The following is a 25,226-nucleotide window of genomic DNA, read 5'->3' as shown; positions in this document are numbered from 1 at the left end:
GCACACATGAACAACATCAACACATTTTTACTATCGGGCGCGTTGCTGGCATTTTTTGGCTTGGCGCAACCCTGCTTCGCCGGCATCGAAACCCCGCGCATCGACCAGCGCCAGGAAAATCAGGAAAGACGCATTGAGCAGGGCGAGGCTTCCGGCGCCTTGACCGACCGCGAAGCCAACCGTTTGGAACACCAACAAATGCGCATAGAACACCAAGAAGCCGCAGCGAAAGCTGATGGTGTGGTCACTGCCGGCGAACGAGCCCGATTGACCCATCAACAAAACAAAGCCAGCCGCAATATCGCTCGTAAAAAGCATAATTTAAGACGGGATTAAGCCAGCGCAATTCAGCCCGGTTCGGCGTTCCCGCGAATGCGGGAGCGCCGTAAAATCAAAAACCAGGAACCCAGTATCTCGGTGCGCTTTAAAATGGACTACGTAAAAACCACACCTAATAGCCGGATTCGTTGCCTGTTTAAGCTTCGCCTTTCATCAAATTCAGCAGTTCATCAGCCGACACTTTGCCGCTAATATCCGCGCCATCCAACAAGCTGTCGGCCAAATCGCGTTTATGGCTGTGCAGCGCGACGATTTTTTCCTCAATGGTATTTTTTGCAATCATCCTATAGATCGTCACCGGCCGCTGTTGGCCCATGCGGTGCGCGCGGTCTGAGGCTTGGTCTTCCACCGCCGGATTCCACCAAGGGTCCATATGAATCACATAGTCGGCGGCGGTTAAATTTAAACCCACGCCGCCGGCCTTCAAGCTGATCAGGAACAATTCGCCGTCGCCGCGCTGAAAGGCGTCTACCCGTTGCTGGCGCTCTTTGGCCGGCGTACTGCCGTCCAGATATTGATAACGAATGCCGCGCTGTTCAATGTAGTTTTTAATCAATTGCAAATGGTCGACAAACTGGCTGAACACCAGAGCCTTGTGTTTGTTATCCAGCAATTCGTCGACGATGTCACCGAACGCCGCCAGCTTGCTGCTGGGCAAAGCCACCGCGGCGTTGGCCAACAAGGTATTGCAGCAACTACGGCGCAATTTGCTGATGGCCGCCAGAATCTGTAATTGTTTTTGCCCGGCCGGTGCATCGGCGCTAGTCAATGCCGCCAGACTATCCCGGCGCAAGGCTTCGTAGAAGGCCATTTCCTCACTGCTCAGCTCGACATAAATCGGGATTTCTGTGCGGGGTGGCAGCTCCTGCAATACCTGGGTTTTGGTGCGGCGCAGAATAAAAGGCTGGATCAGTTTCTTCAATTGGAAACGGGCCTCGGCACTGCGGTCGCGTTCGATAGGGCCGGCAAAGCGTTGATTGAACTGTTCCAATGAACCCAATAAACCGGGATTGATAAACCTGAACAAATTCCACAGTTCGCCCAAATGATTTTCCAAAGGCGTGCCGGTCATGATCAGTTTAAACTCGGCTTGCAGATTCATCGCCCCCTGCGAGCGGCGGGTGGCGATGTTTTTGATCCACTGCGCCTCGTCGAGAATCACAGTCTGGAACTGGATTTTCGCCAACATTTCGGCGACTTGTTCCTGTTGCAACAAGCCGTAACTGCAAATCAGTAAATCGTAAGGCCCCAGGTTATCCAGCAAGCGCTGGCGATCACCGCTACCGAGAATTTGCGGATGCAGAGTCGGCGCAAAACGGCTGGCTTCGTTTTCCCAATTCATGCACACCGAAGTCGGTGCGACGATCAGGCTGGGGCCGTTCGGGGCACGGTCAACCAGCAGGGCCAAGCCTTGCACCGTCTTGCCCAAGCCCATATCATCCGCCAGACACGCGCCGACACCCCAGCGAGCCAGGCGCGCCAACCAGCGATAACCGTCCATTTGATAGTCGCGCAATTCGGCTTGAAAAGTAGACGGTACTTTAGGCTGATAGTCTCGCGAATCCTTCAGACGCTGCATGTGCGCTTGCCAATGTTTATCGGCTTTGAAGCCGGCCTCGTCCTGCCAGTCTTCCAGCGTCAGGGCAGCCAACGGATTGATCCGGACTTTCTTGCCGTGCAGATCCGCGTAGGCGCGTAAATCGTCGAGGCGGCGGCGAAACTCTTCGGTCAAAGCAATGAATTGACCGTCCTGCAATTTCAAGAAGCGGCCTTCGCGATTGTTCAATAAACCCAGCAATTGCTGAATTTCGATGACGGTATCTTCATTGACCTGCAACTCGCCCTGCAGGGCAAACCAATCGTTGTCGCGCTTGATTTGCATGCTAAAGCCGCTGCCGTTGGTTTGCCCCAACAACCGAAATCTGACGCCTTCCGGCCATTCCAATACGGCTTGTTCGGCCGGCAACGCCTGTAATTGCAACAGCAGCTCCAGACATTGTTCAGGTTGATCCAGCAAATAATCACCGGCACCATCGCGTTCCGCCTGCTCCAACACATCGCAAGCCTGCAAAACGGCTTGCGCGCGCTGTTTTTCCAAAGCCAGATCGCGTTTGGTCTGGCAATGGCTGCCGTCGATTTCGGCTAACACGCTTTCGCCGCCATGCCCAGGTTGATAATAGGCGCCGCCGCTGGCGAACGGCCGGATCAGCATCGCCACGCGCAGACCTTCGCCCCAGGGTAATAAATGCACGCGCGGGGTGGCGTCGGCCTGGACTTGCTCGGCGCTACTGGAACTGCCGCCTATATCCGAATGTACGGTCAACAAGCCGGAAATACTGGTCAGAGTTTGCAAGACTCGGTCTTGCGCCGATAGCGGCACCTCCAGGCCCTTGGCGCCCAATACCGCGAGGATTTTATGATGGTCGGCGGTGAACTCCAGCACGCGCAAGCGCGTGGGTGTTTCCTTGGCGACATAGAATTTTTGTTCGTGTCCGGGCACGGGTTCCAGGCTGATTTTGATCTTGTCGCTACCAGCCAGTTTTTTCACCCGCAGTTCGGCTTCGCCCTTGACCACATCCACCCGTACTTCGGGCGCATCGGCCCAAAACAACAGCGGGTGTCCCAGCAAGGCCTGCGGCATGCTATTGTCGAACTCAAAATAAGTGCCGCTGCCGTACCAGCCGCTATCGCGGTATTCCTTGATATGCGCGCACAGCTTAATGTCCTGTTCGGTTAAATAGTCAAACTTGTTGGTTTCGTGCGCCAACCGTTTCAAGGCAATCGCCCTGCCCTTACTCCAGCCGCCTTTGGCTTGTTGTTTTTGTTCGCGCGGCTCGATGTCCAGATGATGGCTAATGTCATCGTAACTCAACAACCAGACCAAGCGCGTTGGCTTGTCGATAAGCGCGGCGGTATCGGCTTTTTTTTCGGCCTTGGGCAAATTTAATAAGGCATCCAGTGCCAAGTCCCAATCCGGGCGGCTGGCAAATAAATCCGCCAACGCCGGCCTGGCATCGAAAAAGCTGCAATCCCATTGCAGGGAACGCGGCGGCTCTATATGGGTAAAGATCTTGGCTAATTCGGCGGCCGGCCAACGATAACCGTTGTCCACCAGATGCCGGTACAGCTTTTGACTCAGTGGCGTGACATGATTGAATTGATCGGCTTTAACCCAAAATTTGATCAGGGTTAAAAACACATGCAGCAGTAATGGCGGAGTGAGCAAGGTGTCCGGGTAGCCGCTTTCCCGATAGCCGCTACTGATTTTATAGGTCAAATCGGTGTTTAACAGTTGCTCCCGCAATGACAAATCGCCTTGTAAAAAACGCTGAAACAAGGCCAACTGATGATAAATGCCCAACCAATAATTGTCGGCTTTGATCGCTTGATTGATCAGTGTGCTGAGTTTGGCGCGTTGTTTGGCGTCATTGTTTTTCAGGATAGCCAGCGGGTAAAACACGCCTGCCAAGCCGTAAAAATAGGCAGTGCGTTGTCCGGAAACCTTGCGTAGCTGTGCCAAAGCGCCCTCGAAACGGCTGACCGCTGCCGCGTAATCGCCGCGCAGAAAAATCAATGTCGCCGCGAGCGCTTGCAGCTCAGGATCATTTTGATCTGCGACCCGTTGCTCGACTGCATCCCAGTCACCCCGCAGCAAGCGTAACTCCAAAGCGACGCGGTTCAACAATTCCTGCTGCACACCCTGGCTAACGAACAATAACTGCTCTAAAAAGCCATCCAATTTTTCGTCGGCATACAGATACAGCAGTTGATGTAAGCCCGAAAACCCGGCCAGCCCCAGCAATAATTGCGGATGATGCGTAGTAAACCACGCGACATCCAGCGGGTTTAAAAACCAGGAAAGATACAGTTCGTTAACCGGCGGCAGTTTACCGAGGTAGTGGGCACCGGATTCCAGGCACTCGTCTACTTTGGCGTAATCGCCGCGATAAAATTGGATCCGCGCTTCGCGAATGCAATCGTCCACGGTGCTGTAACGATAGTAGCCATGGCCGGGCGGATTGTTCATTTGTACGGCGCCGGCAAACAAATCAAACTCTTTGTCTTCGACCGCTTGGCGGGTCAACACTTCCGCTAGGGTTCGGCAGCACCGGGTGCCGCCGGATTTGAGGTTTTCTTCCAGCAAACCGGCTTTGATCAGCGGCTTTAGCCGGGCTTTGACAGCTTCCGACTTAAGTGTTTTCTCACCCTCCCTGATACCCAAACTGCCCAGGCATTTCGCCAAATTGATCAGCGAACTATAGCCGTAATAAACCGCCAGCAACTTCATAATAACCTGTTGCTCTGGGGTTAATGTTCGAAAAGTTTTAAGGCGTTCGACTAAACGAGAAGATTGCATGATTCCGGCAAAACGGCAAAAGAGGGGATGTTACCAGCTTGGCAGGGCAAGCTAAAGAACCTCAAGTCAACACAAACAAAAAAGCCCGCCGAAGCGGGCTTTATTTTAGCGGTGGGTAACTTACAGCTTTGCCAATACCTTAGCCACTGTCTCACCCATCGCCGCAGGAGTTGGGGCAATAATCACTCCCAACTCTTTGAGCATCTCAACTTTCTCCGCCGCCGACTCGCCAACCGAGGAGATAATCGCTCCAGCGTGGCCCATACGGCGGCCTTTCGGAGCGGTTAAACCGGCGATGTAGGCCACAACGGGCTTTGTCATATGTTCTTTGGCAAACATACCGGCTTCCACTTCTTGCGGTCCGCCGATTTCGCCGATCATCACCACGACTTTGGTTTCCGGATCTTGCTCGAATTTTTCCAGAATATCGCGGTGCGAGCTACCGTTGATCGGGTCGCCACCGATACCGACTGAAGTCGACACGCCGATGCCTAGCGCTTTCATTTGATCGGCCGCTTCGTAACCCAGGGTACCGGAACGACCGACGATGCCGACGTTACCAGGTATATAAATATGCCCCGGCATGATGCCCAGCATGGCTTTGCCCGGACTGATGGTGCCGGCACAGTTAGGGCCGGTCAGCACCATGCGTTTTTCCTTGGGAAATTTGCTCAGGAAGATTTTGACCTTCATCATGTCCTGAGTCGGAATGCCATCAGTGATAGATACACAGTATTTGATGCCGGCTTCGGCGGCTTCCATGATCGAGTCCGCGGCATAAGCCGGCGGCACGAACACGATGCTGGCTTCGGCGCCGGCTTGTTCGACAGCGTCCTTGACGGTATTGAACACCGGGCGGTCCAGATGTTTTTGCCCACCCTTACCCGGCGTGACGCCGCCGACCACGTTGGAGCCGTAATCGATCATCTCCTGGGCATGAAAAGTACCAATCTTACCGGTAAAGCCTTGAACGATGATGCGAGTGTTTTGATCGATAAAAATTGCCATGTTTGTTCCTTAAGCTTGCGCGGCTACAACTTTGTTACGGGCTTCGACCGCTTTCTCGGCGGCTTCCGCCAAGGTATTTGCCGTGATGATCGGCAAACCGCTTTCTTCGATGATTCTGCGGCCTTCCTCGACGTTGGTACCGGACAGACGGACCACCAGCGGCACCTGCATGTCGATTTTTTTCACCGCATGCACCACGCCTTCGGCAATCCAGTCGCAACGGTTGATACCGGCAAAAATGTTGACCAGCATGGCTTTGACGTTTTTATCCTGCAACACCATACGAAAGGCTTTTTCGGTGCGTTCGGCCGAGGCGCCACCGCCGACGTCCAGGAAATTCGCCGGCTCGCCGCCCGCCAGTTTGATCATGTCCATCGTCGCCATCGCCAAGCCGGCACCGTTGATCATGCAGCCGATGTCGCCGTCCAGACCGACGTAGCTCAAACCTCTATCAGCCGCAGCCATTTCCCGTGGGTCTTCTTGCGTTTTGTCGCGCAATTCGGAGATTTTTTGCCGACGGAACAAGGCGTTGTCGTCGAAGCCCATTTTGGCATCTAGGGCGATCAATTCGTCGTGGCCGGTAATGACCAAAGGATTGATTTCCACCATATTGGCGTCCAGTTCGCGCATGGCACGGTAGCAGCCTTGAATCAATTTCACTGCTTGCGGAATCAGATCGGCGTTCAAGCCCAGCGCAAAGGCCATTTCCCGCGCCTGGAAATCCTGCAAACCAACGGCTGGCTCGATGTAGATTTTTTTGATCGCATCCGGATTGTTTTCCGCCAGTTCCTCGATCTCCATGCCGCCTTGCGCGGAGCCAACCATGACGATCCGTTCCTGGGCGCGATCAATCAGCAGGCTGAAATATAGTTCCTTGGCAATATCGGTGCCGGCTTCGACATAGAGACGCAAGCATTGTTTGCCGGCCGGACCGGTTTGATGGGTCACCAGTTTTTTACCCAACAAGGATTCGGCGGCATCGCTGACTTCGTCGTGGGTTTTGCAAACTTTGATGCCGCCGGCCTTGCCACGGGCGCCGGAATGAATCTGGGCTTTAACCACCCATACGTGACCGCCGATGTCGCGGGCACGTTGCACCGCATCTTCCGGGCTATAGGCCAGACCGCCGTCCGCTATTTTCACGCCGTAATCGGCCAATAGCTGTTTTGCTTGGTACTCATGAATGTCCATGGTATCTCTCTTGATATGATAGGAATCTCGTAGGCTGGGTGGATACACCCAGCAACGCTTTCAAGCCGGGTTCCACCCAGCCTAGGTTTGACTATTTGGTTTTGGCGGCAATCGCGTCGGCGGCACGGACGATGTTATTGGCCATCCGTTCGGAAGCAGCATCGATCAAACGACCGTCCAGGGCCGCAGCGCCTTTGCCTTGCGCGGCCGCTTCTTGCAAAGCCGCCAGGATGCGCTTGGCTTTTTCCACTTCCGCAGCGGGCGGCGTGAATACTTCGTTGGCCAAAGCGATTTGTGAAGGATGAATGGCCCACTTGCCCTCGCAACCCAAAGCAGCCGCGCGGCGGGCACCGGCTTTGTAGCCCTCGGGGTCTTTGATGTCGCCGAATGGGCCGTCGATAGGCCGCAGGCCGTAGGCGCGGCAGGCTACCGTCATTCGGCTGATCGCTGCGTGCCATTGGTCGCCTGGGTAATCGGGATTCAAACCGCCGATATTGACGGTACGGGCACGGTTGCTGGCCGCGTAATCGGCGACGCCAAAATGCAGGGCTTCCACCCGACCGCTAAGCGCACCTTGTTTGGCAATATCTTCGACGTTGGCCATGCCCAGTGCCGTTTCGATCAGGCACTCGATGCCGATTTTGTTTTTCAGGCCTTCCTGCATTTCCAGCTGCGACAGCATCGCGTCGACCATATAGACATCGCCGTAGACGCCGACTTTGGGAATCAACAGCGTATCGATTTTAGCGCCGGCTTGTTCGACCAAGTCAACCAGGTCGCGCACCATATATTGCGTATCCAGACCGTTGATACGTACGGACAGCGTGATGCCGTTACCTTTCCAATCCAAATCGTTGATGGCCTGGATGACGTTTTTCCGCGCTTGCAGTTTATCGTCAGGCGCAACGGCGTCTTCCAGATCGAGAAACACAAAGTCCACACCACTTTTTAAGGCTTTTTCAAACATTTCCGGACTGGAACCCGGTACCGCCAATTCGCAACGTTGCACGCGCTGGGCATTAGCTTCGTAAAGAGTGTGACTCATGTATGTTTCCTACGGTTGGTTGGCCGGCTAAAAAACCGCGCCATGTATGGGTTGAAGAACGTGACATTTTACTTTCAGGGCCTGCAATGTCAATTGCGCTTGTCAGCTTCGGTGCAGGTTTGCGCCAGTAAACGACTTGCCGAATCACGGCTTCTGTGGCAACATCCCGCGATTTTCTAAGCTTCCAAAATTCCAAGGAGACACCAGATGGCAGGTCGCAATCACCTATTTGTTCCAGGGCCAACCAATACCCCACATGAAATTCTGAGCGCGATGCATGTGCCGATGGAAGATCACCGTTCGCCTATCTTCCCTAAATTGCTGGCGCCGATTTTGGAAGACCTGAAAAAAGTGTTCCGCACCGAAACCGGCCAATGCTTCGTATTCCCCGCCACCGGCACCGCCGGCTGGGAAGTGGCGATGACCAACTGCCTGAACCAAGGCGATAAGGTATTGATTTACCGCTTTGGTCAGTTCGGTCATTTGTGGGCGGAAGCTTCAAAAAAACTGGGCTTTGACGTGGAAATTCATCAGGTTGAATGGGGCAAAGGCATTCCTTTGGATCATTTGCAGGCGCGTCTTAACGAAGATAAAAACCACGAAATCAAAGCGATTCTGGCGACACATAACGAAACTTCTACCGGCGTCACCAGCGACATCCCTGGCGTGCGCAAAGCGCTGGATACGGCAAGCCATCCTGCGTTGCTGTTCGTCGACGGTGTCAGCTCGATAGGCAGCCTGGATTTCCGTCAAGACGAATGGGGCGTGGACGCCAGCATCGCCGGCTCGCAAAAAGGCTTTATGTTACCTGCCGGCCTGGCAATTCTGGGCTTCAGCCAAAAAGCCCTGGCCGCGATTGACAACAGCAACTTCCCGCGGTCTTTCTTCTCATTGAAAGACATGGCAGCCTCCAATAAAGACGGCTACACCCCTTACACGCCATCCACACCAATGTTGTACGGCCTGCGTAAAGCGCTGGAATTGTTGCTGGAAGAAGGTATGGAAAACGTCTACGCCCGTCATCACCGCTTGGGTGAAGGCGTGCGCCGTGCAGTCGCGGCCTGGGGCTTGCAAACTTGCGCGCAAGCAGGTTGGGACTCCGACACCGTCACTGCCATCGTGGTACCGGCCGATAAAGATGCCCGCCACGTCATCAGCACCGCGTACAACAAATACAACATTTCATTGGGCGCAGGCCTTAGCGAAGTAGCCGGTAAAGTGTTCCGCATCGGCCACGTTGGCGATATGAACGATGTTTCCTTGTTGGGTGCGATTGCCGGCGTGGAAATGGCTATGCTGGACCATGGCTTTGACATCAAAGCCGGCAGCGGCGTAGCTGCAGCCATCGAGTATTACCGCTCAACGGCTAAATAACATTCCCTAGATTTGGCGGGTGGCCTGCTTAACCAGCCACCCGTCATTCGATCAGCTTGTTATTCCCTCCGCCCTAGCCCCCCATCACAGCCCAAAACAGGCGGATATAGCACTTCCCTGTACTTTAGAACACGAGACAAGCAGCTGTGTTTTGTGCTTTAAGCACCAAAACTAACCATCTTTTGCACCATTCCACACCAAAAACACCTGATTTTTCACATCAAAAACAATGAAAACATCAGTAATTATTTAAAATAAAAGACTTTTTAAATAAGGGCATTGCTATTGCTTGATATTTTTTTGAGTTATCTTCTGACTCCAAAACCAAAGGAGAAAATCATGAGACACCGCCTATTGTTGTTAGCAGCACTGATCGCTCCTGCTCATGCGGAAATTCATGAACACGAGCCCACTGAAGTTCACCATCAAGAATTGCTAAAAAACGCCACTCAAAATAGCTTGGCGCCAAATTCCGACTTTTTAGCACCCGGCCTATGCTGGCTACCCAGCAGCTTAACCGGCAACCATAGCATCGACCAGATCAACACTTGCGTTATGGAAGCCATTTACACCTCAGGATTAAATCGCGGAAATACCATAGAAGCGCGCGAAATTGGCGCAGTGAACTGGTCCGTGATGAACTATCCCGCCATCAGTAGCGGAGCCTGGTCATTTATCCCCGACATTGGTTACCAGTTTCTAATGGAGAAAACCGCAGATGCCCAACCCGGCCAGCCAGACGTTGCGGTGCTTAGTGAAAAATCCTTGTCATCTATGCCCCTCGCCACGCTAACTTGGTTCGTATTGGGCTGCATGCTGGGTTCTTTAGCGTTGCTGCGTAGGAACCAAGAAAAGCTGGCAATCGTCACCGATTAAATTTTTAGCGGACGTTTGCACTGTTAATTTCAATTCTTTATAGTCCCATCTGCCGGTGCTTTGTTCAGCACCGGCATTGTCTGGGGCTAGTCCGCTATCTACCGATCATCAGACGACAAAGCGTTGGGAGATGCGAATATGGCAAAAACTCTATATCAACTGTTAAACATACCCGAGTCCGCCGACGACGAACAAATCCATCGCGCATTCAAGGATATTGAACGCCATTTGCTAAAACGCGAAGACGACGCCGGCATCGATACACTGAACCGAACCCGAGAAGCATTTGTAATCCTGTCCGACGCCAATCGGCGCATCGCCTATGATCGTAAATTGGCAGCCAGCCGCTTGCCGCAGGATCTATCGCCACCCGCCACTATCAACCGCCATCCCGTATCACCATGGTTGCAACGAGTAGCGATTGCCGCACTGCTGCTATTTCCAATTGGCTCTTGGCTTTATCACGATCATCAGCAAACCAAACAACAAGCCGAACTAGAGCGCATCCAAAATGACAAAGCTATTGAGGCTGCCGAATTGCTAAAAAACCAGCGGGAGCAAGCGTTACGCGAAAATCAACAGATTAGCGCTCAATACCAAGACGAACAGGCAGCCAAACGCGCGGAAATGGAATTAAGGCTCAGGCAACAGCAGCTGGATGACGCCAGAATACTGACCGAGCAACAGCTGCAAAACCAAGCTAGCGGCCTGGATTTAATGGAGAAACGTCTGAACACGGACGCGCGTGCACAAGAACAAAACATCGCCGAACGCCAAGCCGAACTGCAATACCAAAAACCGGCGATGGCGATGGCCTTGCAAGAGCAAAAAGACCAACATTTGGCCCTGCAGCGGCAAAGATCCCTAAAGCAACACGATGAAAACATAGCCAGCATCAATAGCCTGCGGGCAGCACGCTTAAAAGCCTACGACCGTGATCACGGTAATGGCGGCATAATGACCTCCAACCCGGCCGTCGATCCTTAACCACCTCACCACCGATTCTAACCTGAAAGTACCTGAAGTTTTACGATAGGAAATCCCATGAACAAACCCAAAGTCCTGCTTAGCCGCCGGTGGCCGGCAAGTGTTGAAGCCAAATTGCAAGCGCTTTACGACGTCACACTGAATCTCGACGACCACCCCTTGAGTGCTGACGAATTTAGGTTAGCTTTACAAAATTACGATGCGGTGTGCCCCAGTGTTTGCGATTCCCTGCCGGCCGAGGTGCTGAATGTCGCGAACAAGCGCTGCAAAATCCTGGGTAATTTTGGCGTGGGTTATAACCATATCGATATTGCCGCCGCCAAACAACAGGGGCTAATCGTCACCAATACCCCGGGCGTGTTGACACAAAGCACGGCTGATATTGCGATGACTTTGTTACTGATGTCTGCACGGCGCGGCGCCGAAGGCGACAGACTAGTGCGCGCCGGCGCATGGGCCGGCTGGTGCCCAACGCATATGATGAGCAGTGACGTGACCGGCGCCACGCTCGGACTAGTCGGCTTCGGCCGCATCGCCCAAGCCATGGCGCGCAAAGCCCATCACGGCTTTGGTATGAAAATTTTGTATCTCAAGCCCAGTCCGGCAGACCCCGCCGTCGTTGACGAACTAAAGGCGGAGCGTTGCGATACGCTGGAAGCACTATTACCGCGATGCGATTACGTGTCGCTGCATTGTCCGGGCGGCAACGAGACTCGGCATTTAATCAATGAAAAAACCTTGAATTTAATGAAACCCACTGCGCATTTGATCAATACCGCGCGCGGCGATGTGGTAGATAGCAAGGCCTTGATCAAAGCCTTGCAAGAAAAACGCATCGCCGGCGCCGGCCTGGATGTTTACGAAGGCGAACCCAACATAGATCAGGGCTTTTTGGCGCTGGAAAACGCCACACTGCTCCCCCACTTGGGCAGCGCCACGATTGCAACGCGCACCGCGATGGGGGAAAAGGTGCTGGAAAATCTTAAGGCTTATTTCTCCGGCAAAGACATACCGGATCGTATAGCTTAGAATCAAATTATTTATTCTCGAAAGTAAAGTATCCTCCGGGAAAGCGCCCGTGGGGGCTGTTGTGAACGGCTAAAAGCGGTGCTCAGAGGTAGGTTTCCCTCGCGAGTATATGAAAGCATCAAATCACACTCAATTTTAGGCTGGTGCCGTCATTATCAAAATGCCATTGTCGACCTGTTGGTAGTTGAGGCAAAATCAGGTTGGCTTGGTTAAAATCATCCGTGCGAATGTCGTTAGCGGTGATTATGGTGAAACTGTTGCCTATATTAGGCATAAAGCCATTTTTCAGGCTGATGGCGATTTTGGCGCTACCAACAATATAAGCCTCGCCGTTAACGTGCAGCTTGCTGTTATTGTTCAAGCCACCAATTACAAAGTTCAGTGTACCGTCACCGAATACTGAATAACCCATTTCAGGGGTTAGCGTCAATTCACCGAAAGGTGATGTGGAATTGCCGGGCGATATACTAAAACTGGCGTTCCATAATTGTTCAGGAAACTTCAATATCGTACCTGTTCCGGTCAGAATTCCTCCCTGGAAGTCAAGTAAACGTGATCCGAAAGTACCGTTTACCTTAGTTTCGCCTTCAAATTGCTTGTAACTGCCAGATTTGGTAGATATGAAATTGCATGTGCTACCCTGAGCAATCTCAAAATATCCACGATTTTCTATCTCAGGCGCCTCAGAACCCTGCGATTGGCATAGATTTACTCCATTATTGCGGTCTATTATGAATTTGCCGGTAACCTTGTTATCAATTTTGCCCCAGAATATATATGTCCAAGGCATATAGTCCTTTGCTGGGCGAAGTTGTCCACCAATTGTTCGTGGATCTAAGGCGATATTTTCACCAACAGCGTTAGTTACAGCAATGGTACCGGAGTTTTCGATCAGCGCTTGGGCTCCCTGTTTGTAACAATCAAAATATCCGCCGATAGCAATATATCCCTTGGCATAGTTGACCAATTTTTGCCCAGGACAAGTTATTTTTGACGGCAAATAAATACTTCCATAGTTTTCTAGTAATAAAGGTAAGTAATCATCAGTTTCACCAATTACTAGTCCACGATTTATTATATTATCAAAGCCTGGGCTTGATAAACCAGTTATGGTTTGATTGGCTTCAATAGTATACGGTGATGCAAGAGCTTGGCTGCCGGACAATATTAAATTCGCAATTATTAACATTGATTTTATATTGTCATTTAAATGTTTTGATTTTTTCATTAAATTTTCCTTATTTATTGATTAAGCTCAGCTCTTGATGGGGGATGCATAGTTATGACTAAATGTGCATCCACTTACAGTGGCAGTTTAAAGGCTTGTGAAATTTAGGTATTGTTGGATTTCGCAACGAAACTTTTTTCTTTGCTACAAACTTGATAAATGAATAAGACGCAGATACAACTGGTCAGCAGAAGTTTGCCACTAAGTTAAAGCAATATTCAGGCCTATTCCGTTATAAGTTCTTGGCTGTGCAAACTTGCTTCCTTCAAACATACTTAGAGAGCGTTGCCATCCAAATGCAAGACAACATCATCAACTTTAGGTGCGGGTAATGCCCCAAAGTGCGGCAAATGCCTTAGAGATAGAAAGGGTTACTAGGTGTGTAAATACTCAATTCCAAGTCAACAAAATTCCATCGCTTTTTACTCACTGATGATCGGTATCGGAGTGGCGTAAAAACCGTGTGTTATTGAATGGCTGATCGTGTTTTAAAATGCCGTGAAATCGCATGCAGTAGTTTACGCATGATAGCGCAGGCGACTTGTAACGGCTTCCTGCCATTGTCGACCAAGTGCTGGAAATAAGCTTGACCTAGGGATCATCTTGTTTGGCGCTCAGAGCCGGCATATGCATGCCTAACCAATATGCCTGTTACCCACTTTGGATGGCGGCATTTTCTTGTGCATACTTTTGCCCGGTTCAAAGGCCTTGGGATCTAGCCCGGCAAACTGACCCACTCGCGCTAGGACAGGTTGGCCGGTAGTAACAACAGCTCGCCCATCAAAGCAATGGCGCTGGTTTGGTTAATGCCTGTTGCTGGTAACAAATTCAAAATACGCGATAGCTCCGAGTGAGCCTTGCCCCCAATCATCACTTCCGCAGCCAACGCAGTAATGCGTTTTTCCAATTTACTAATCGCCAGCTTGGCATCGCGCAGCAACGCCTTCGGTTTTTTTTGCGTCGCACTCAGCGCGTGCAGATGTTTTTTCTGACCGGGCAGAGCATCAATGCGACCAACAAACCCACGTAAAGTCAGGCGTTGATTGATGGTCGTGCCCAAGCGACAAAACCCATGCGCTCCACATATTTCATCAGGGTATTGGCATCGACAGCATCGGTTTACTGTTTTTCACTAATACCTTGGTAAAGTGTTGCGAGGCCTAGGGATTGCCCCAAATCTCGGGAATACCGGCGTCATGCGACGAAATCGCCAGATCGAAGTGGTAAATGCCGGCACATCCAGGCAGCCCTTGATACCGGCTAATTGACGCTGGACAATGCGTCACATCTGCCCCATCTGGGCAGCGCCACGATTGCAACGCGCACCGCGATGGGGGAAAAAGTATTGGCGAATTTGCAGGCTTATTTTTCAGGCGAGGAACTTCCGGATAGAGTGATCCAATCCGGCACAACAAACCATGAATCGGCTTATCCCTAACGCTTTAAGCAATCGTGGGCTGTTTACGTTTTTTAAAACCCAAAATTCCTAGCAAGCCTACTAAAAACGACCAAACCGCAGCGGGTAATGGCACTGGTGCAGCCAGCATAGTACTCGCAATTTTAACGTCAGCCGAAAGCGTTTCCGATTCACCGGGATTGAGTGAAAAACTAAATACTCCGGAACTGCCATTGACCGTAAACTGCTCGGAAAAAGGCACTGAAAGCGTGGCGTTAAGGCTATCGAAACCATTAAAAGTGTAGTCTGAGTTGTAATAATCAAGATAGACATCGCTGTCGGCAGTTTCACCGGCAACTGCAGCATGAAGTATATAGTTCAGCGTTAAATCCACATTGATTACAGCCGTGCTGGAATTAAAAAAATTCAAACTGAATACACCGTAATGCTGCGACTTAAACTCACCGGCATTGTCTTGACCGCTCACAGAAAAACTTAAGGGTGTGTCCAGAGTTAAAGGAAACAAACCGGCACCGTGGCTTGGCGTTACCGTACCATTGTCGGCAATCAAGAAAGAGTCTGGACTACCCAACATTTCAAAAGATCCGTCGATATCGAGTCCGTCAGCGCTCGAAGAAACACTGTAAGTAAGCGTGGCATAATTACTAAATACGCTTACCGCATGGGCCTGCTGCCCGTAAAACACCGACAATATTGCGACGACCGTCGGGTAAAAAAATCTAGCGCTTCCGTTATTTGCAAATCCCATGTTGAGAATCCTAAAATCTAAAGTTCAAATTGAATGTGGGCTAGCGCAAAATCTGATCGCCCCAGCCCACATCTTTAACACCTTGTTTACATACAGCTAAGGTGCCAAGTAAGTATCGAAAGGCCGAATCGGGTCTTGCAACCCATTCGCCCCCACTGCCGGTATGGTCATGGTTTCTTCTATCGCCAGATTGCTGTTCAATGGATTACCTGGAGTCACAGCGACATTGTCCCCGGCATGTCCGTGCGGTACGACAATTTCCGGATGATCGAACGGTGCTTTGTCGTAGCGAACTCGTTCATCGGTGAGCGTTTTCAGAAACTCAATCAAATCGGCTCGTATCGATGCGGGCTGGCCGGACAGAGCGATCTGATTGACAACGATATGCTTGTTATCATTGTTGAAGTTACCCTTTCTGGAATAAAACTCAAGGACTTGCTCCAAAGTAGACATGCTGCCGTTGTGCATATAGGGCCCAGTCAATTCAATGTTACGTAAAGTTGGGACTTTAAACGCAGCCTTGGTGGCAATACTCATTTTCTCTGTCGTCAAGTTCGCTAAAGCCGCAGCGGCTGTGGGAATGTAAGCCGAGCTGGCAACGGTACAGTTTTGGTTTCGCAGCAGCCCTTCTTTGCTACCATCTGCGATAATTCCATCAGCTACGCCAAACCAACGAGAAAACGGTATCGCGTTATCCGCCAAAGCTTTAATGAAGTCACAGGCTTGCAAAGTCGAGACTCCCGAATCCAGCACACCAGCTGGATTATCGAGCAAGTATTGGACATATTGCTTGGTAAATGACAAAGGATTACCAAAATCGTCCACGCCATCAACACCCACATCAGAGTCCGGGTCCGCTACGCCAGTGTTGGCAAAACCTAAGTCCATCAATTTGTAATAGCTGGTAGCGCCATTTCGAGTAGTGTCCCGAGTCACAACATTCGCGGCTGGTGTGATACCGCCGATTCTGCCGCCGTCACCGTCACCGATAGCATTCGGACCGTAAGGAATGGGTTGACTAAGCGGTCCGTAATTCATGCCCGGCGTAGGCGTCACCAAACTGGCATTGGTAGCTACCGCGGCAATGCTTAAGGTCGGCCCCCCATGGCACAGTTGACAATGGTTGCCGGTAAAAGCCTCAAACCCGCGTGTCAGGGTATCAATTTTTTCCTGATCGTACCCTAAGTTAGTCCAAATAGGCTCCAAGCTATCGGGATCGCGTGCGGTCAAATCGATTGGGGCCTGGTCCGAAATTAACGTGCCTTGGTATAACTGTAATGCGATACCGAAAAACATCGAAAAATTGGCTTCCATTTGGTCGTAAGGTACTTGTCCCTGACGCCCCCCGAAAGGACCGATACCGCTGTAGGACCAGTATTTCTGATTAAAAGCTTGCTTGATTAGTGCTTTATAAGTGGTATTTAGGCCGGGCCGCAAATTTCCAGCGCTGCTTAAACTATACGGACCAAGCACGCTATCTTCGTTGTGAACCTTTTGGTTCTGCAGCGGCTGCCTTAACAATAGTTTTCTTCCGATATCGGGCCAAACTCGCTGCCGGCATCCCATTTCCGAATCACTCAAAGGCGGAGCAACCGCAAGAGAGGCCAATGAAGAATTGACCAAATGTAAACGTGATTTTTGAACATTCCGCGCATTGACTTTCTCCCAGACACCGGCCGTTGGGTCACGGTCGCCCCATGGACTACTGCCGTTAAACACGTTATTGGCTCTGCCGTCCCAAAAATTGCGATGATTAAAAACCGCGTTGATCACGGTTGGCGCGTTACGCGGCTCAACCCGCCGCGTCCCAATACCATTCACGTGAAACACCGGATCAGCGCCTCTGCCGCATTGATCGTTATTGCCACTAAACTGTGGTGCACTAATGAAGGTTCCGCTAAAAGTACCTGCCGAAGACACTACATCGTCGGAATTAAAGGTGACCTGACTCGCTGAATTTAGCGGATCGCTATATCGACGTAGCGGAAAGTCGGCAACGCTGAGTTCGTGATTGGGACCACCCAAGCCGGTTGGCAACGCTTCGAAGGTCTGCCCGCTGGCTTGAGTACTTTTTTGACCAGGATTGATTTGATTTTTGACACGGCTATCCGCGCCGGCATGGAAATGACAAGAACCGCAAGCCATGCCATCGCTGCCGACGTTGACATCCCAAAATAACGCTTTACCTAAAGCGATCGCTTTATTCTTGTCCACAACAATTGGATTTGGACCATCGGTAAGTCCCGGCACGGGCGGAACCGGCACACGTTGCAGCGGCATAGGCATAGGCCCATGGGCAACTGCTGCCTGCGACACGACCAAACAACACATAATAACAATATCGGTTAATCTCATTTTTTGCCTCTAAATTAATCCTATCCGTCGCTTGATCAAGTATGCCGCAACATTGCCACCAACAGCCAACTCGCCAAGTCGCCAAGTCTCGTTGCAAGAGCGGCGAATTCACTCTTGCAACAGTAGCGTTTACCGTGAAAACTTACTCGAATTGCGCTTACCAAAGCCCAGCAAACCGACCAAAGCACTACCAAACAGCCAAACAGCACCAGGCAACGGGACTGGAGCGGCAGTGCTAAGATTCAATCGATACCCAGCGTGCGGGTTAAAGTTACCTTCTCCCGAGTTACCACCCAGATATATTGAATAAACCTGTCCGGCAACTGCGGTAAACACCAATGCGTTCGTAGCATCTACGGTCGCGTCATGCGTCAAATAGGTTAGGCCGGTGGTGCCCATGGGGTTGTCCGCGGTAAAACTGGTCTCGTTCCAACCCGCATGGTGGCTATAGTTGGGGGTTGTAGCCTTGGATGTATCCGTATCCATGCCGGTAAAAACCGTAACACCAAAATTGCTCCACGACTTATCGGGCTCAGAAACATTAAACAGTGGTGTTAACCTGATGGATACTTCGGTGGTAACGTCGGATTTGAACAAGCCTATATCGGTATTGTGCGCCCAGCCGGTAGAGCCATCGAACCAAGCACCTTTAGCAGTATCGATATTGGCCAAGTACGATGTACCCGCCACTGGACCCCATGCAGTCCCGTAGCGCGTCGCGGCATCGGCTTGCGAAATCTCCAAAGAATCTCCCGCAGCCGTGACATGCGCCGCCCAGTTCGCTATCGACAAACCTTCGTAGCCAAACGGCCTTACCGCACCAACTGTTCCCAACCAAGGCAAAGGGGTTCCGGTATTAGTACCATTATTATTGCGAGTCCAGCCGTCGGTAGATAAGGCCGCCGCATCGGTAGGATTACCATTGGTAATGGGCTTATTGGTGTTATACATCGTGGTGGAGGCTGAAGCATTTGATACGCCAGCGAGGGTTATTGCGCCGCCAGCGATAGCTAAAGAAATAGCTTTGGCAAGTGTGTTTCTTATCATCAGATTTATCCTAAAAAATATGTCCTAAAAAGTTACTACTGAACTAGACTGCTAATTACAAAAAGGTCATTGTTGATCCCTTACGCTAAGCATCAACCGAGAATTAGCAAAAACGATGCCATAGCGAAAAGCCTTATAAAGCCTCGCCTTAACCAACAATAATCAGACCCCAGGAAGAAAAAACAGGTTAAATCACTTATTTAAATACGGGAATTGGCGCCAAAGAGCGCCGGTGCGAACGCAAGACCAACACCGAAAGTATGGTCAGTCACTTGTGAACAAAATAATGCCGTTTTTGGTTAGATCGATAGCGGACCAAAAAACGTCCTTTGCGAATTAGACTTCATATTTTTCACAGTCAACGCGACAATTATAAGACTTTGGTCTAATTTACTTTTTACCAACAGGCGCGTTGTTGGTCGTAAATGTTCCATAAATTAATCTATGTTATATACAGCATAGATTTACTGGCATTTACCCTATTTTCGAGCTATTCAGGTAATGGCGAGCAAGCCATTTTCAGGGACTAATTTATAGCCACCACTTCCATTCCGCTACAAACAAAGAAGGGCAAGACGAACTCGCCTTGCCCTTCAGTTCAAGCAGAATTTCAAATAACCAGCTTAAATCATGGCTTTTCTGCGGCCTTGCGCAATCATGCCCAACAAAGCGGAACCGAACAACCATACCGCGCCAGGCACCGGCACACTTGAAACAGGCGCATCCAGAGTGATATCGTCAATACGAATATCCCAGTCCGGATAACTGCCCAAAGCATAGTTTACAGTTGGGCTATGATTAAAGCCCTGGAAAGTCAGCCAGAACGCACCTATATCACCCCAATCGGAATCGGCAGCCAACAGGTCACTTAAAGTGACGTTCTGATCGAAAGTACCATCGTTAGCTACGACATAGCTAGCGATAGGTGCAGTATTACCGCCTTCCGGGTCACTGCTTGAACCGGCACCGCCACTAGTTCCACCGGCAACAGTCAGCAAGCCGTTGTTGATAGCATTGCTGTAACCGTACAGCACGAAATTGCCACCCGCCTCGCCATTGGTTACGTTCAGGTAGATATTTTGCAAGCTGAAGTTGGAAAGATCGGCCATACGCACATATAGGCCGGTGGAATCCGGATGGTACTGCGCTTCGCGATCACCTGAAGTACCTTGACGATGATAATGAGCGCCGGAATCAGTAGGATCGCCCACAGTACCCACTACGATACCGTTTTGAGCGAAGCAATTGGAATCTGGACAGCCACCGATAAAAGCGCCAGTTGTTTCATTGGCGTTACCATAAGTAGCCGCTGTCATTCCTTGGAAATCGACAGTCGCCGCTTCAGCATTAGTCGCTAAAGCCGCCGTGCCAACCAAAAATAAACCACCCAAGGTCTTGAGTGTAAAAGCTTTGTTCATCATCGATAAAATCTCCATCAGATAAAATCTTACGCAACAGACCGATGGCCTGTCATTCAGTTTGAATGTCCGGATTTCGGGGGATTGGACATTTACATTCAAAAGCGCTGGTCAAATCTATTTTCCACTCCACCAACGGCAATCCATGGGAGGCTAAAACCTGGCTTACCGAATTCTTGAGGTGTACGACGATTTGTTCAGCACTTGCATCAGGGAATTCCGCCTAGAAAGCGGGCTTAGCCAGCAGATTTCCCGACAAAGCTAAAGCAGTTATCATGCCATCCTTAGGAAATCATATGTTCTGCGGGCTCCACGGCTTTCGCTCTGGCGAAAAAATCGAATAATTGAGCCATATCACTTATTTTCTGAAAAACCGAGGCAAAGCACTTACATATTTGCTGAGTGGCTAAATACCAGGCCTTTCTAAAACGCATAATTCCAAGTAGCCGACAACACACCTTCGCGCTCCAGCTGGAAACCGTTAAATTTGTCGGCGACAGGCTGCTGCCATTCCACACTAAAGTTGTGACCTGCCATCGCACCATCCGGCACGTTCAGATTTAGACCGAAGCCAACATCCCAGAATTTACCGCCGTAGTTGGCTGGACTGTCAACCGTCGCACCCGAAGAGCTTATTCGATTAAACGCACCGCGTATTTTGCCCTGGTCGGTATAAATACCGCGCAACGTGGCCGAGAGCCAAGTGGACACGCTATAGCCACCCCAAGCCGTGGCCTGAAACATGTCACCCAAGGCGTAACCCGATGGATTTCGGTCCTGTAAACGCTTGGTACCGCTAAGTTGAGCACCCCAACTCCAATCGCCAATTTGACCGGTATAAGTTAAACTGGGCTTGAAGTCCCAGGTACCGCTGCCAAGTTGCATGCCGTAATCTTGTAACTCGCTGTCCGGCTCGTCTCTACCATCCAGCGTCACGTCCACATCGCCGCTAGGCGCACTAACGCCCACGCCGGCATGCACATGATGACCGGGCGCATCGAACACCTTGACCATCGCCACCATCAGCGTGTCACCTAAACCGTGACTTTCGTGCCCGGACCCGTGTGCAGTCTCTGCAACCGCTCCCGGCAATTGTTCCAGGCTCATGTTCATATCCATCAACTGCGGCATCAGCATCAGATTCAGCCAATCAGTAGGTGCGTACATCAAATCAAGCATATGCATGTGCATACCCATTTCGGTCGGCCTCGAGATACAGCTGGTTGTACCGCAAGCATAATTCAACACAGCGCTGTCACCGGCGGCATGCGAGCCTTGATACATACCACCGGACTGATTGGCGTACATGTATCGGTAACCTACCATGATGTCGTCCGCACTATTCATCATATGCGCGAACATCACGCCAGCCGGGGCCGATGCGCCGTGATTATGGTGATGATGGTGATCGCCGGCGCCACCGCCGAAAATTTGTCCCGGTGCCGATAGCGCGATATTGAGTCCTGCATGCGCCATCCAATAACTAAAATCGGCGTAATCACTTTCGCCACCCCCACCCAATTTCAGATTACCTTGATGGGTGTAATACTCCATGCCCAATTCCAGTTTGATACCACGATTGAACTGCTTGGCTACGGTAACACCGCCGCTCAGGGCTCCATAGCCGGAAAGGCGGAAATCGCTGGAATACATCCCGTCGGCGCGTGGCGCCAAAAAATACGGCGCGAAAAAATCGGCCTGGGATTGCGAGTAATAGCGCAGACTAGGCGTAACAGTGAGACCGAAAGGCAGTTTTTGCAGCCACTTCATTTCCATAGTGTGGGAATCAATGCCCCAGTCATCCCGAAAATAACGATAATCCATGTGCAAAGCGGCGTCGACCGCCGGGATATATTGATTCAGCCGGGTAGAGAAAGAAAATTGATTCCTCAGATTTGGACGAACTTCTCGGAATAAATCGATACCGACAATTTCCAGATTTGTAATGCCACTCCAGTTTACGGTTTCCGGCGAATTAAACATCTCATAATATTCTTCGGCAGTAACTTCGCCACGTACGTACACATATTTATAAGGGTTGCTAAGGTATCCGCTTTGCCGGGTGTAGTTGGCCGAAAGTTGCAATAATGCATTCTTATTAAGCACTTGGGACAGACCAAGATTGAACCCATTGGACTCACTAGACTCATCAAGCTCAGGATAAATCGCCGGATTGTGACCCGGATCTTGTGAATGATGATCGCTGTGCCCACCACCGCTTCGCGTAACATCATTATGGGTGTAACTATAACCAGCCGAAACAGTGGTAAGTTTGTTATTAAACTCCTGCGAGAAATTAACCGAACCGAAGTTTGAGTTGAAATCGGGCTCGTTCGATTGACCGCCGGAAACCCCCAAAGTAGCGTCATCGAAATAATATTTGGCGCCGAATACGGGTTGCGTGCGGGTTTCTTGCGGCTGAGTCTGGAACGTTTGCTTGACCCGAGTGTTGGGCGGGACAACTTGGTTCAGAAAATTGCGGTATATACTGATTAAGGCGCTCTTTTCGAATGCCGCCTTTTGTGCAGCCGCATTATCAATAATAGCTTGTCGCTGAGATGCAGACGCCGTTTCAAGACTGCTCTGATATGCACTATAGGCCTGCAGCCATGCAATTTGTTCCGGTGTTGCGTTGGCAAATTGCGCTGGCGCAAGATTGATGTCGTCAACCCTCAGCTCAAAATCAGCGCCTGAATTTGTCACATCTTGTATATAACCCTTGTAATGAATCCACAGCGCATTAATATTCGAGAACGATGAATCAAGAGCCAAAATGCCGGTATGGTTGGTGGCAACTTGTTGATAAGCCACTCGATTCGCGTAATTTGCGCCATCACCCGTGCTCAAGTTTTGATTCACTGCCGAATTAAAACCGAGGATTTCCCAGACATCATTAACGCCTGAGCCATTTGCTTGCAGACTGTTAAAAAACATATTTGCAGCGCGAAAAGCCTTACCATCCAATTCGCGGATATAAATGCCCGATGAGTCGGCATGGTATTGGATTTCACGATCTGCAATTGTGCCTTGTCGATGGAGATGCCCGTCGGGATTTAGAGGATCGGAAATTGTGCCGACTACAATGCCATTTTGTTGATAACACCCCGCTCCACCCGGGCAGAACCCGCCAGTATTGGTATCAGCCTTACCGTAAACAGCCGCGTTTACTCCCTGAAAATCGATAGTAACTGCGCTGGAAATAGTCTGCCCCCAACCCGCCGGAAAACCGGGTGCTGGATTAGCAGCTTGATACTGGGTAAGCAGTTGATCGGTATTCGCCGTTATAGCAGCGGTACCCTGCTGGATTAAATTCAATTCGAGCTGTTGGCTTTGGGATCCTATGGCAGTATAGGCTTCGAATGGTTCTTTAAATGACATTACACCTTGATATCCGGCCAACTTGGTCGGATCTACTCCGCCCGAGGCAGCCGAAATCACATCGGCACGATTCTGGTTTTGATCTATTTTCGTTTGGTTCGCCATCACCTCGGGCATACTGAACGACGGTGTCGCCCCACTGTATGTATCCCGATCCACGCTGAAGGTAAACTCCAGGCGATCCGACATTGGAATCACAAAATCGCCGTGATATACCTCTACGCGCATTCGGTTATCGCTTTCCTGATAATAGCCGTACTGCGCGTTGGCCTCGGCCTGAGTCGTCGGCGTTGCCGCATGACTATCCAGCCCGGGCAATCCTAACGCTGCAGATGTCAGCGCAGCTAAAACCTTGTTTTTTTCGAGCTTAGTTGCAGCCACAGCCGCCTCCCGAACCGCCGTGTCCACCCTGCGAGGCTTCCTTGCTGGTAAAAATATGATCTCGAAAAGCTTCCCTGTTTGGATACGGCGTGATCGCCATTTCGTCTTTGGCAAGATTACCTCTTTCCCAAGGAGACACGGCGCTACAGCCAAAACATTGAGTCAATACAATCAGAGCCAGCCCTTTGCATATAAGCGAAACAATCCGATTGTTATCCAACAACATCTTATTCGCTCAATAACTGGGTAATCTGCTTGCGCAACCCTTCTTTGTCTTCGTCGCGAAATCCCAAATGAATCATCCGAATTCTGCCTTGTTTATCGACGATAAATGATGACGGCATGGCTGTTACTCCGAAAATGCGCGGACAGTCGCCTTCTGGATTAAACGACATCGGATAGTCGACTGCGGCGGACTTCAAGTATTCTTGCGCAGCCTCGATGTCTTCATCGACATTAATTCCTATCACTTCAAAGCCGTCCTTGAGTTGTTCATTACGTAATCCGTTCAAAAATGGCATCGCTTTTCGGCACGGGCCGCACCAGGTCGCCCAAAAATCTATCAATAACACTTTGCCCTTGTAAGCGGAAATATCTAGCCGATTAGTCCTATATGCGCTAGTTGCGGGGCAACTCGGCACCGAACTTCCTATCTCTGCGGATAACACCATACTGCAATGGGCTATGAGGCAAAACGCTGCTACAACTTTTAATTTCATGGTCTGGGTATGTCTATAATGTTGCTGTTATTGCAGTTTAGTTTTTTGAATCTGCAGTCACAACCTACGCCTCCCGGCCCAGGAAAAGACTACGGACTACTTTTGCAAGCAATACACAATCGACATCTTTCAAGATAAGCCAAGCTCATGCTTGCTGCTACACCCAATTTACAGCAAGTAATATGCCACAAATAATATTGCGCATTATAAAACTCTAAAAACCAGGCAACCGGTCCGGTTGCGGCACGTGAACATGTTACAAATACGCATATCGAAGTTCGTTAAAAACCGTAACAATCTGCCCAGTAAACCAGCAAAATCAAAGCGTT

General features: G+C 50.6%; 19 protein-coding genes. 6 read left to right on the top strand and 13 right to left on the bottom strand.

Translation table 11 applies throughout. The features are described from left to right. Positions 1-6: 6 nt before the first annotated feature. Entirely contained in the window at positions 7-336 is a 330-nt protein-coding gene (locus CWO84_RS05380) for a hypothetical protein (protein ID WP_033156530.1), read from the top strand. 139 nt (positions 337-475) lie between these two features. On the opposite strand, the gene CWO84_RS05375 is transcribed toward CWO84_RS05380, so the two are convergent. The 4 genes from CWO84_RS05375 to CWO84_RS05360 all read right to left on the bottom strand — a co-directional run bounded on the left by CWO84_RS05375 (position 476) and on the right by CWO84_RS05360 (position 7,940). Next, on the bottom strand, positions 476-4,696 hold the full coding sequence (locus tag CWO84_RS05375) for a DEAD/DEAH box helicase (RefSeq protein WP_101051968.1): 4,221 nt from the start codon (positions 4,694-4,696) through the stop codon (positions 476-478). 120 nt (positions 4,697-4,816) lie between these two features. After that, a complete protein-coding gene (gene sucD, locus CWO84_RS05370; RefSeq protein WP_033156532.1) occupies positions 4,817-5,704 on the bottom strand; it encodes a succinate--CoA ligase subunit alpha in 888 nt (295 codons plus the stop codon). Between the two features lie 9 nt (positions 5,705-5,713). Further along, the gene (locus CWO84_RS05365; protein ID WP_033156533.1) at positions 5,714-6,895 is read right to left on the bottom strand and encodes a malate--CoA ligase subunit beta; all 1,182 of its coding nucleotides are present in this window, start codon (positions 6,893-6,895) and stop codon (positions 5,714-5,716) included. Between the two features lie 91 nt (positions 6,896-6,986). Then, positions 6,987-7,940, bottom strand: a complete 954-nt coding sequence (locus CWO84_RS05360) for a CoA ester lyase (protein ID WP_033156534.1) — start codon at positions 7,938-7,940, stop codon at positions 6,987-6,989. Between the two features lie 207 nt (positions 7,941-8,147). Here CWO84_RS05360 and CWO84_RS05355 point away from each other — a divergent pair, with 207 nt between their 5' ends. The 4 genes from CWO84_RS05355 (at position 8,148) to CWO84_RS05340 (ending at position 12,206) form a co-directional block, all read left to right on the top strand. Continuing rightward, a complete protein-coding gene (locus tag CWO84_RS05355) occupies positions 8,148-9,314 on the top strand; it encodes an aminotransferase class V-fold PLP-dependent enzyme (protein ID WP_033156535.1) in 1,167 nt (388 codons plus the stop codon). A 339-nt stretch (positions 9,315-9,653) separates the two neighbouring features. Beyond that, positions 9,654-10,190 carry a hypothetical protein gene (locus CWO84_RS05350; RefSeq protein ID WP_033156536.1) on the top strand — a complete coding sequence of 179 codons (537 nt, stop codon included), beginning with the start codon at positions 9,654-9,656 and terminating at the stop codon, positions 10,188-10,190. A 138-nt stretch (positions 10,191-10,328) separates the two neighbouring features. Next, complete coding sequence (locus tag CWO84_RS05345; protein ID WP_033156537.1) at positions 10,329-11,177, top strand: hypothetical protein; 849 nt, start codon at positions 10,329-10,331, stop codon at positions 11,175-11,177. 57 nt (positions 11,178-11,234) lie between these two features. Next, entirely contained in the window at positions 11,235-12,206 is a 972-nt protein-coding gene (locus tag CWO84_RS05340) for a D-glycerate dehydrogenase (protein WP_033156538.1), read from the top strand. A gap of 118 nt (positions 12,207-12,324) precedes the next feature. Here the strand turns inward: CWO84_RS05340 and CWO84_RS05335 are convergent, their stop codons facing one another. Next, positions 12,325-13,434 carry a hypothetical protein gene (locus tag CWO84_RS05335; protein ID WP_101051967.1) on the bottom strand — a complete coding sequence of 370 codons (1,110 nt, stop codon included), beginning with the start codon at positions 13,432-13,434 and terminating at the stop codon, positions 12,325-12,327. Between the two features lie 742 nt (positions 13,435-14,176). Continuing rightward, positions 14,177-14,494 carry a hypothetical protein gene (locus tag CWO84_RS05330; RefSeq protein WP_033156540.1) on the bottom strand — a complete coding sequence of 106 codons (318 nt, stop codon included), beginning with the start codon at positions 14,492-14,494 and terminating at the stop codon, positions 14,177-14,179. Between the two features lie 204 nt (positions 14,495-14,698). On the opposite strand from CWO84_RS05330, the gene CWO84_RS05325 reads away from it, so the two are divergent. Next, on the top strand, positions 14,699-14,872 hold the full coding sequence (locus tag CWO84_RS05325; protein WP_225893087.1) for a hypothetical protein: 174 nt from the start codon (positions 14,699-14,701) through the stop codon (positions 14,870-14,872). A 4-nt stretch (positions 14,873-14,876) separates the two neighbouring features. Here CWO84_RS05325 and CWO84_RS05320 read toward each other — a convergent pair whose 3' ends face one another. From CWO84_RS05320 to CWO84_RS05290, 7 genes are all read right to left on the bottom strand, one after another. Further along, entirely contained in the window at positions 14,877-15,599 is a 723-nt protein-coding gene (locus CWO84_RS05320) for a hypothetical protein (protein WP_101051966.1), read from the bottom strand. A gap of 96 nt (positions 15,600-15,695) precedes the next feature. Continuing rightward, entirely contained in the window at positions 15,696-17,954 is a 2,259-nt protein-coding gene (locus CWO84_RS25150; protein ID WP_101051965.1) for a cytochrome c peroxidase, read from the bottom strand. Positions 17,955-18,083: 129 nt separating this feature from the next. Beyond that, the gene (locus CWO84_RS05310; RefSeq protein WP_133120650.1) at positions 18,084-19,001 is read right to left on the bottom strand and encodes a hypothetical protein; all 918 of its coding nucleotides are present in this window, start codon (positions 18,999-19,001) and stop codon (positions 18,084-18,086) included. Positions 19,002-19,624: 623 nt separating this feature from the next. Further along, complete coding sequence (locus CWO84_RS05305) at positions 19,625-20,419, bottom strand: hypothetical protein (RefSeq protein WP_205800345.1); 795 nt, start codon at positions 20,417-20,419, stop codon at positions 19,625-19,627. Between the two features lie 423 nt (positions 20,420-20,842). Then, positions 20,843-24,178 (bottom strand): DUF3570 domain-containing protein, encoded by a 3,336-nt coding sequence (locus CWO84_RS05300; protein WP_240617969.1) that lies wholly within the window; start codon positions 24,176-24,178, stop codon positions 20,843-20,845. Further along, positions 24,165-24,278, bottom strand: a complete 114-nt coding sequence (locus tag CWO84_RS24810; protein ID WP_230410270.1) for a DUF4266 domain-containing protein — start codon at positions 24,276-24,278, stop codon at positions 24,165-24,167. The genes CWO84_RS05300 and CWO84_RS24810 overlap by 14 nt, the downstream gene beginning before the upstream one ends. A gap of 127 nt (positions 24,279-24,405) precedes the next feature. Continuing rightward, the gene (locus tag CWO84_RS05290; RefSeq protein WP_225893110.1) at positions 24,406-24,849 is read right to left on the bottom strand and encodes a TlpA disulfide reductase family protein; all 444 of its coding nucleotides are present in this window, start codon (positions 24,847-24,849) and stop codon (positions 24,406-24,408) included. Positions 24,850-25,226 lie beyond the last annotated feature (377 nt).

It is taken from the genome of Methylomonas sp. Kb3 (assembly GCF_002834115.1).
In the GTDB taxonomy this organism is placed as follows: Bacteria; Pseudomonadota; Gammaproteobacteria; order Methylococcales; family Methylomonadaceae; genus Methylomonas; species Methylomonas defluvii.
The sequence above is the reverse complement of the archived record's forward strand: the minus strand, read 5'-3'. Positions and strand labels throughout refer to the sequence as shown.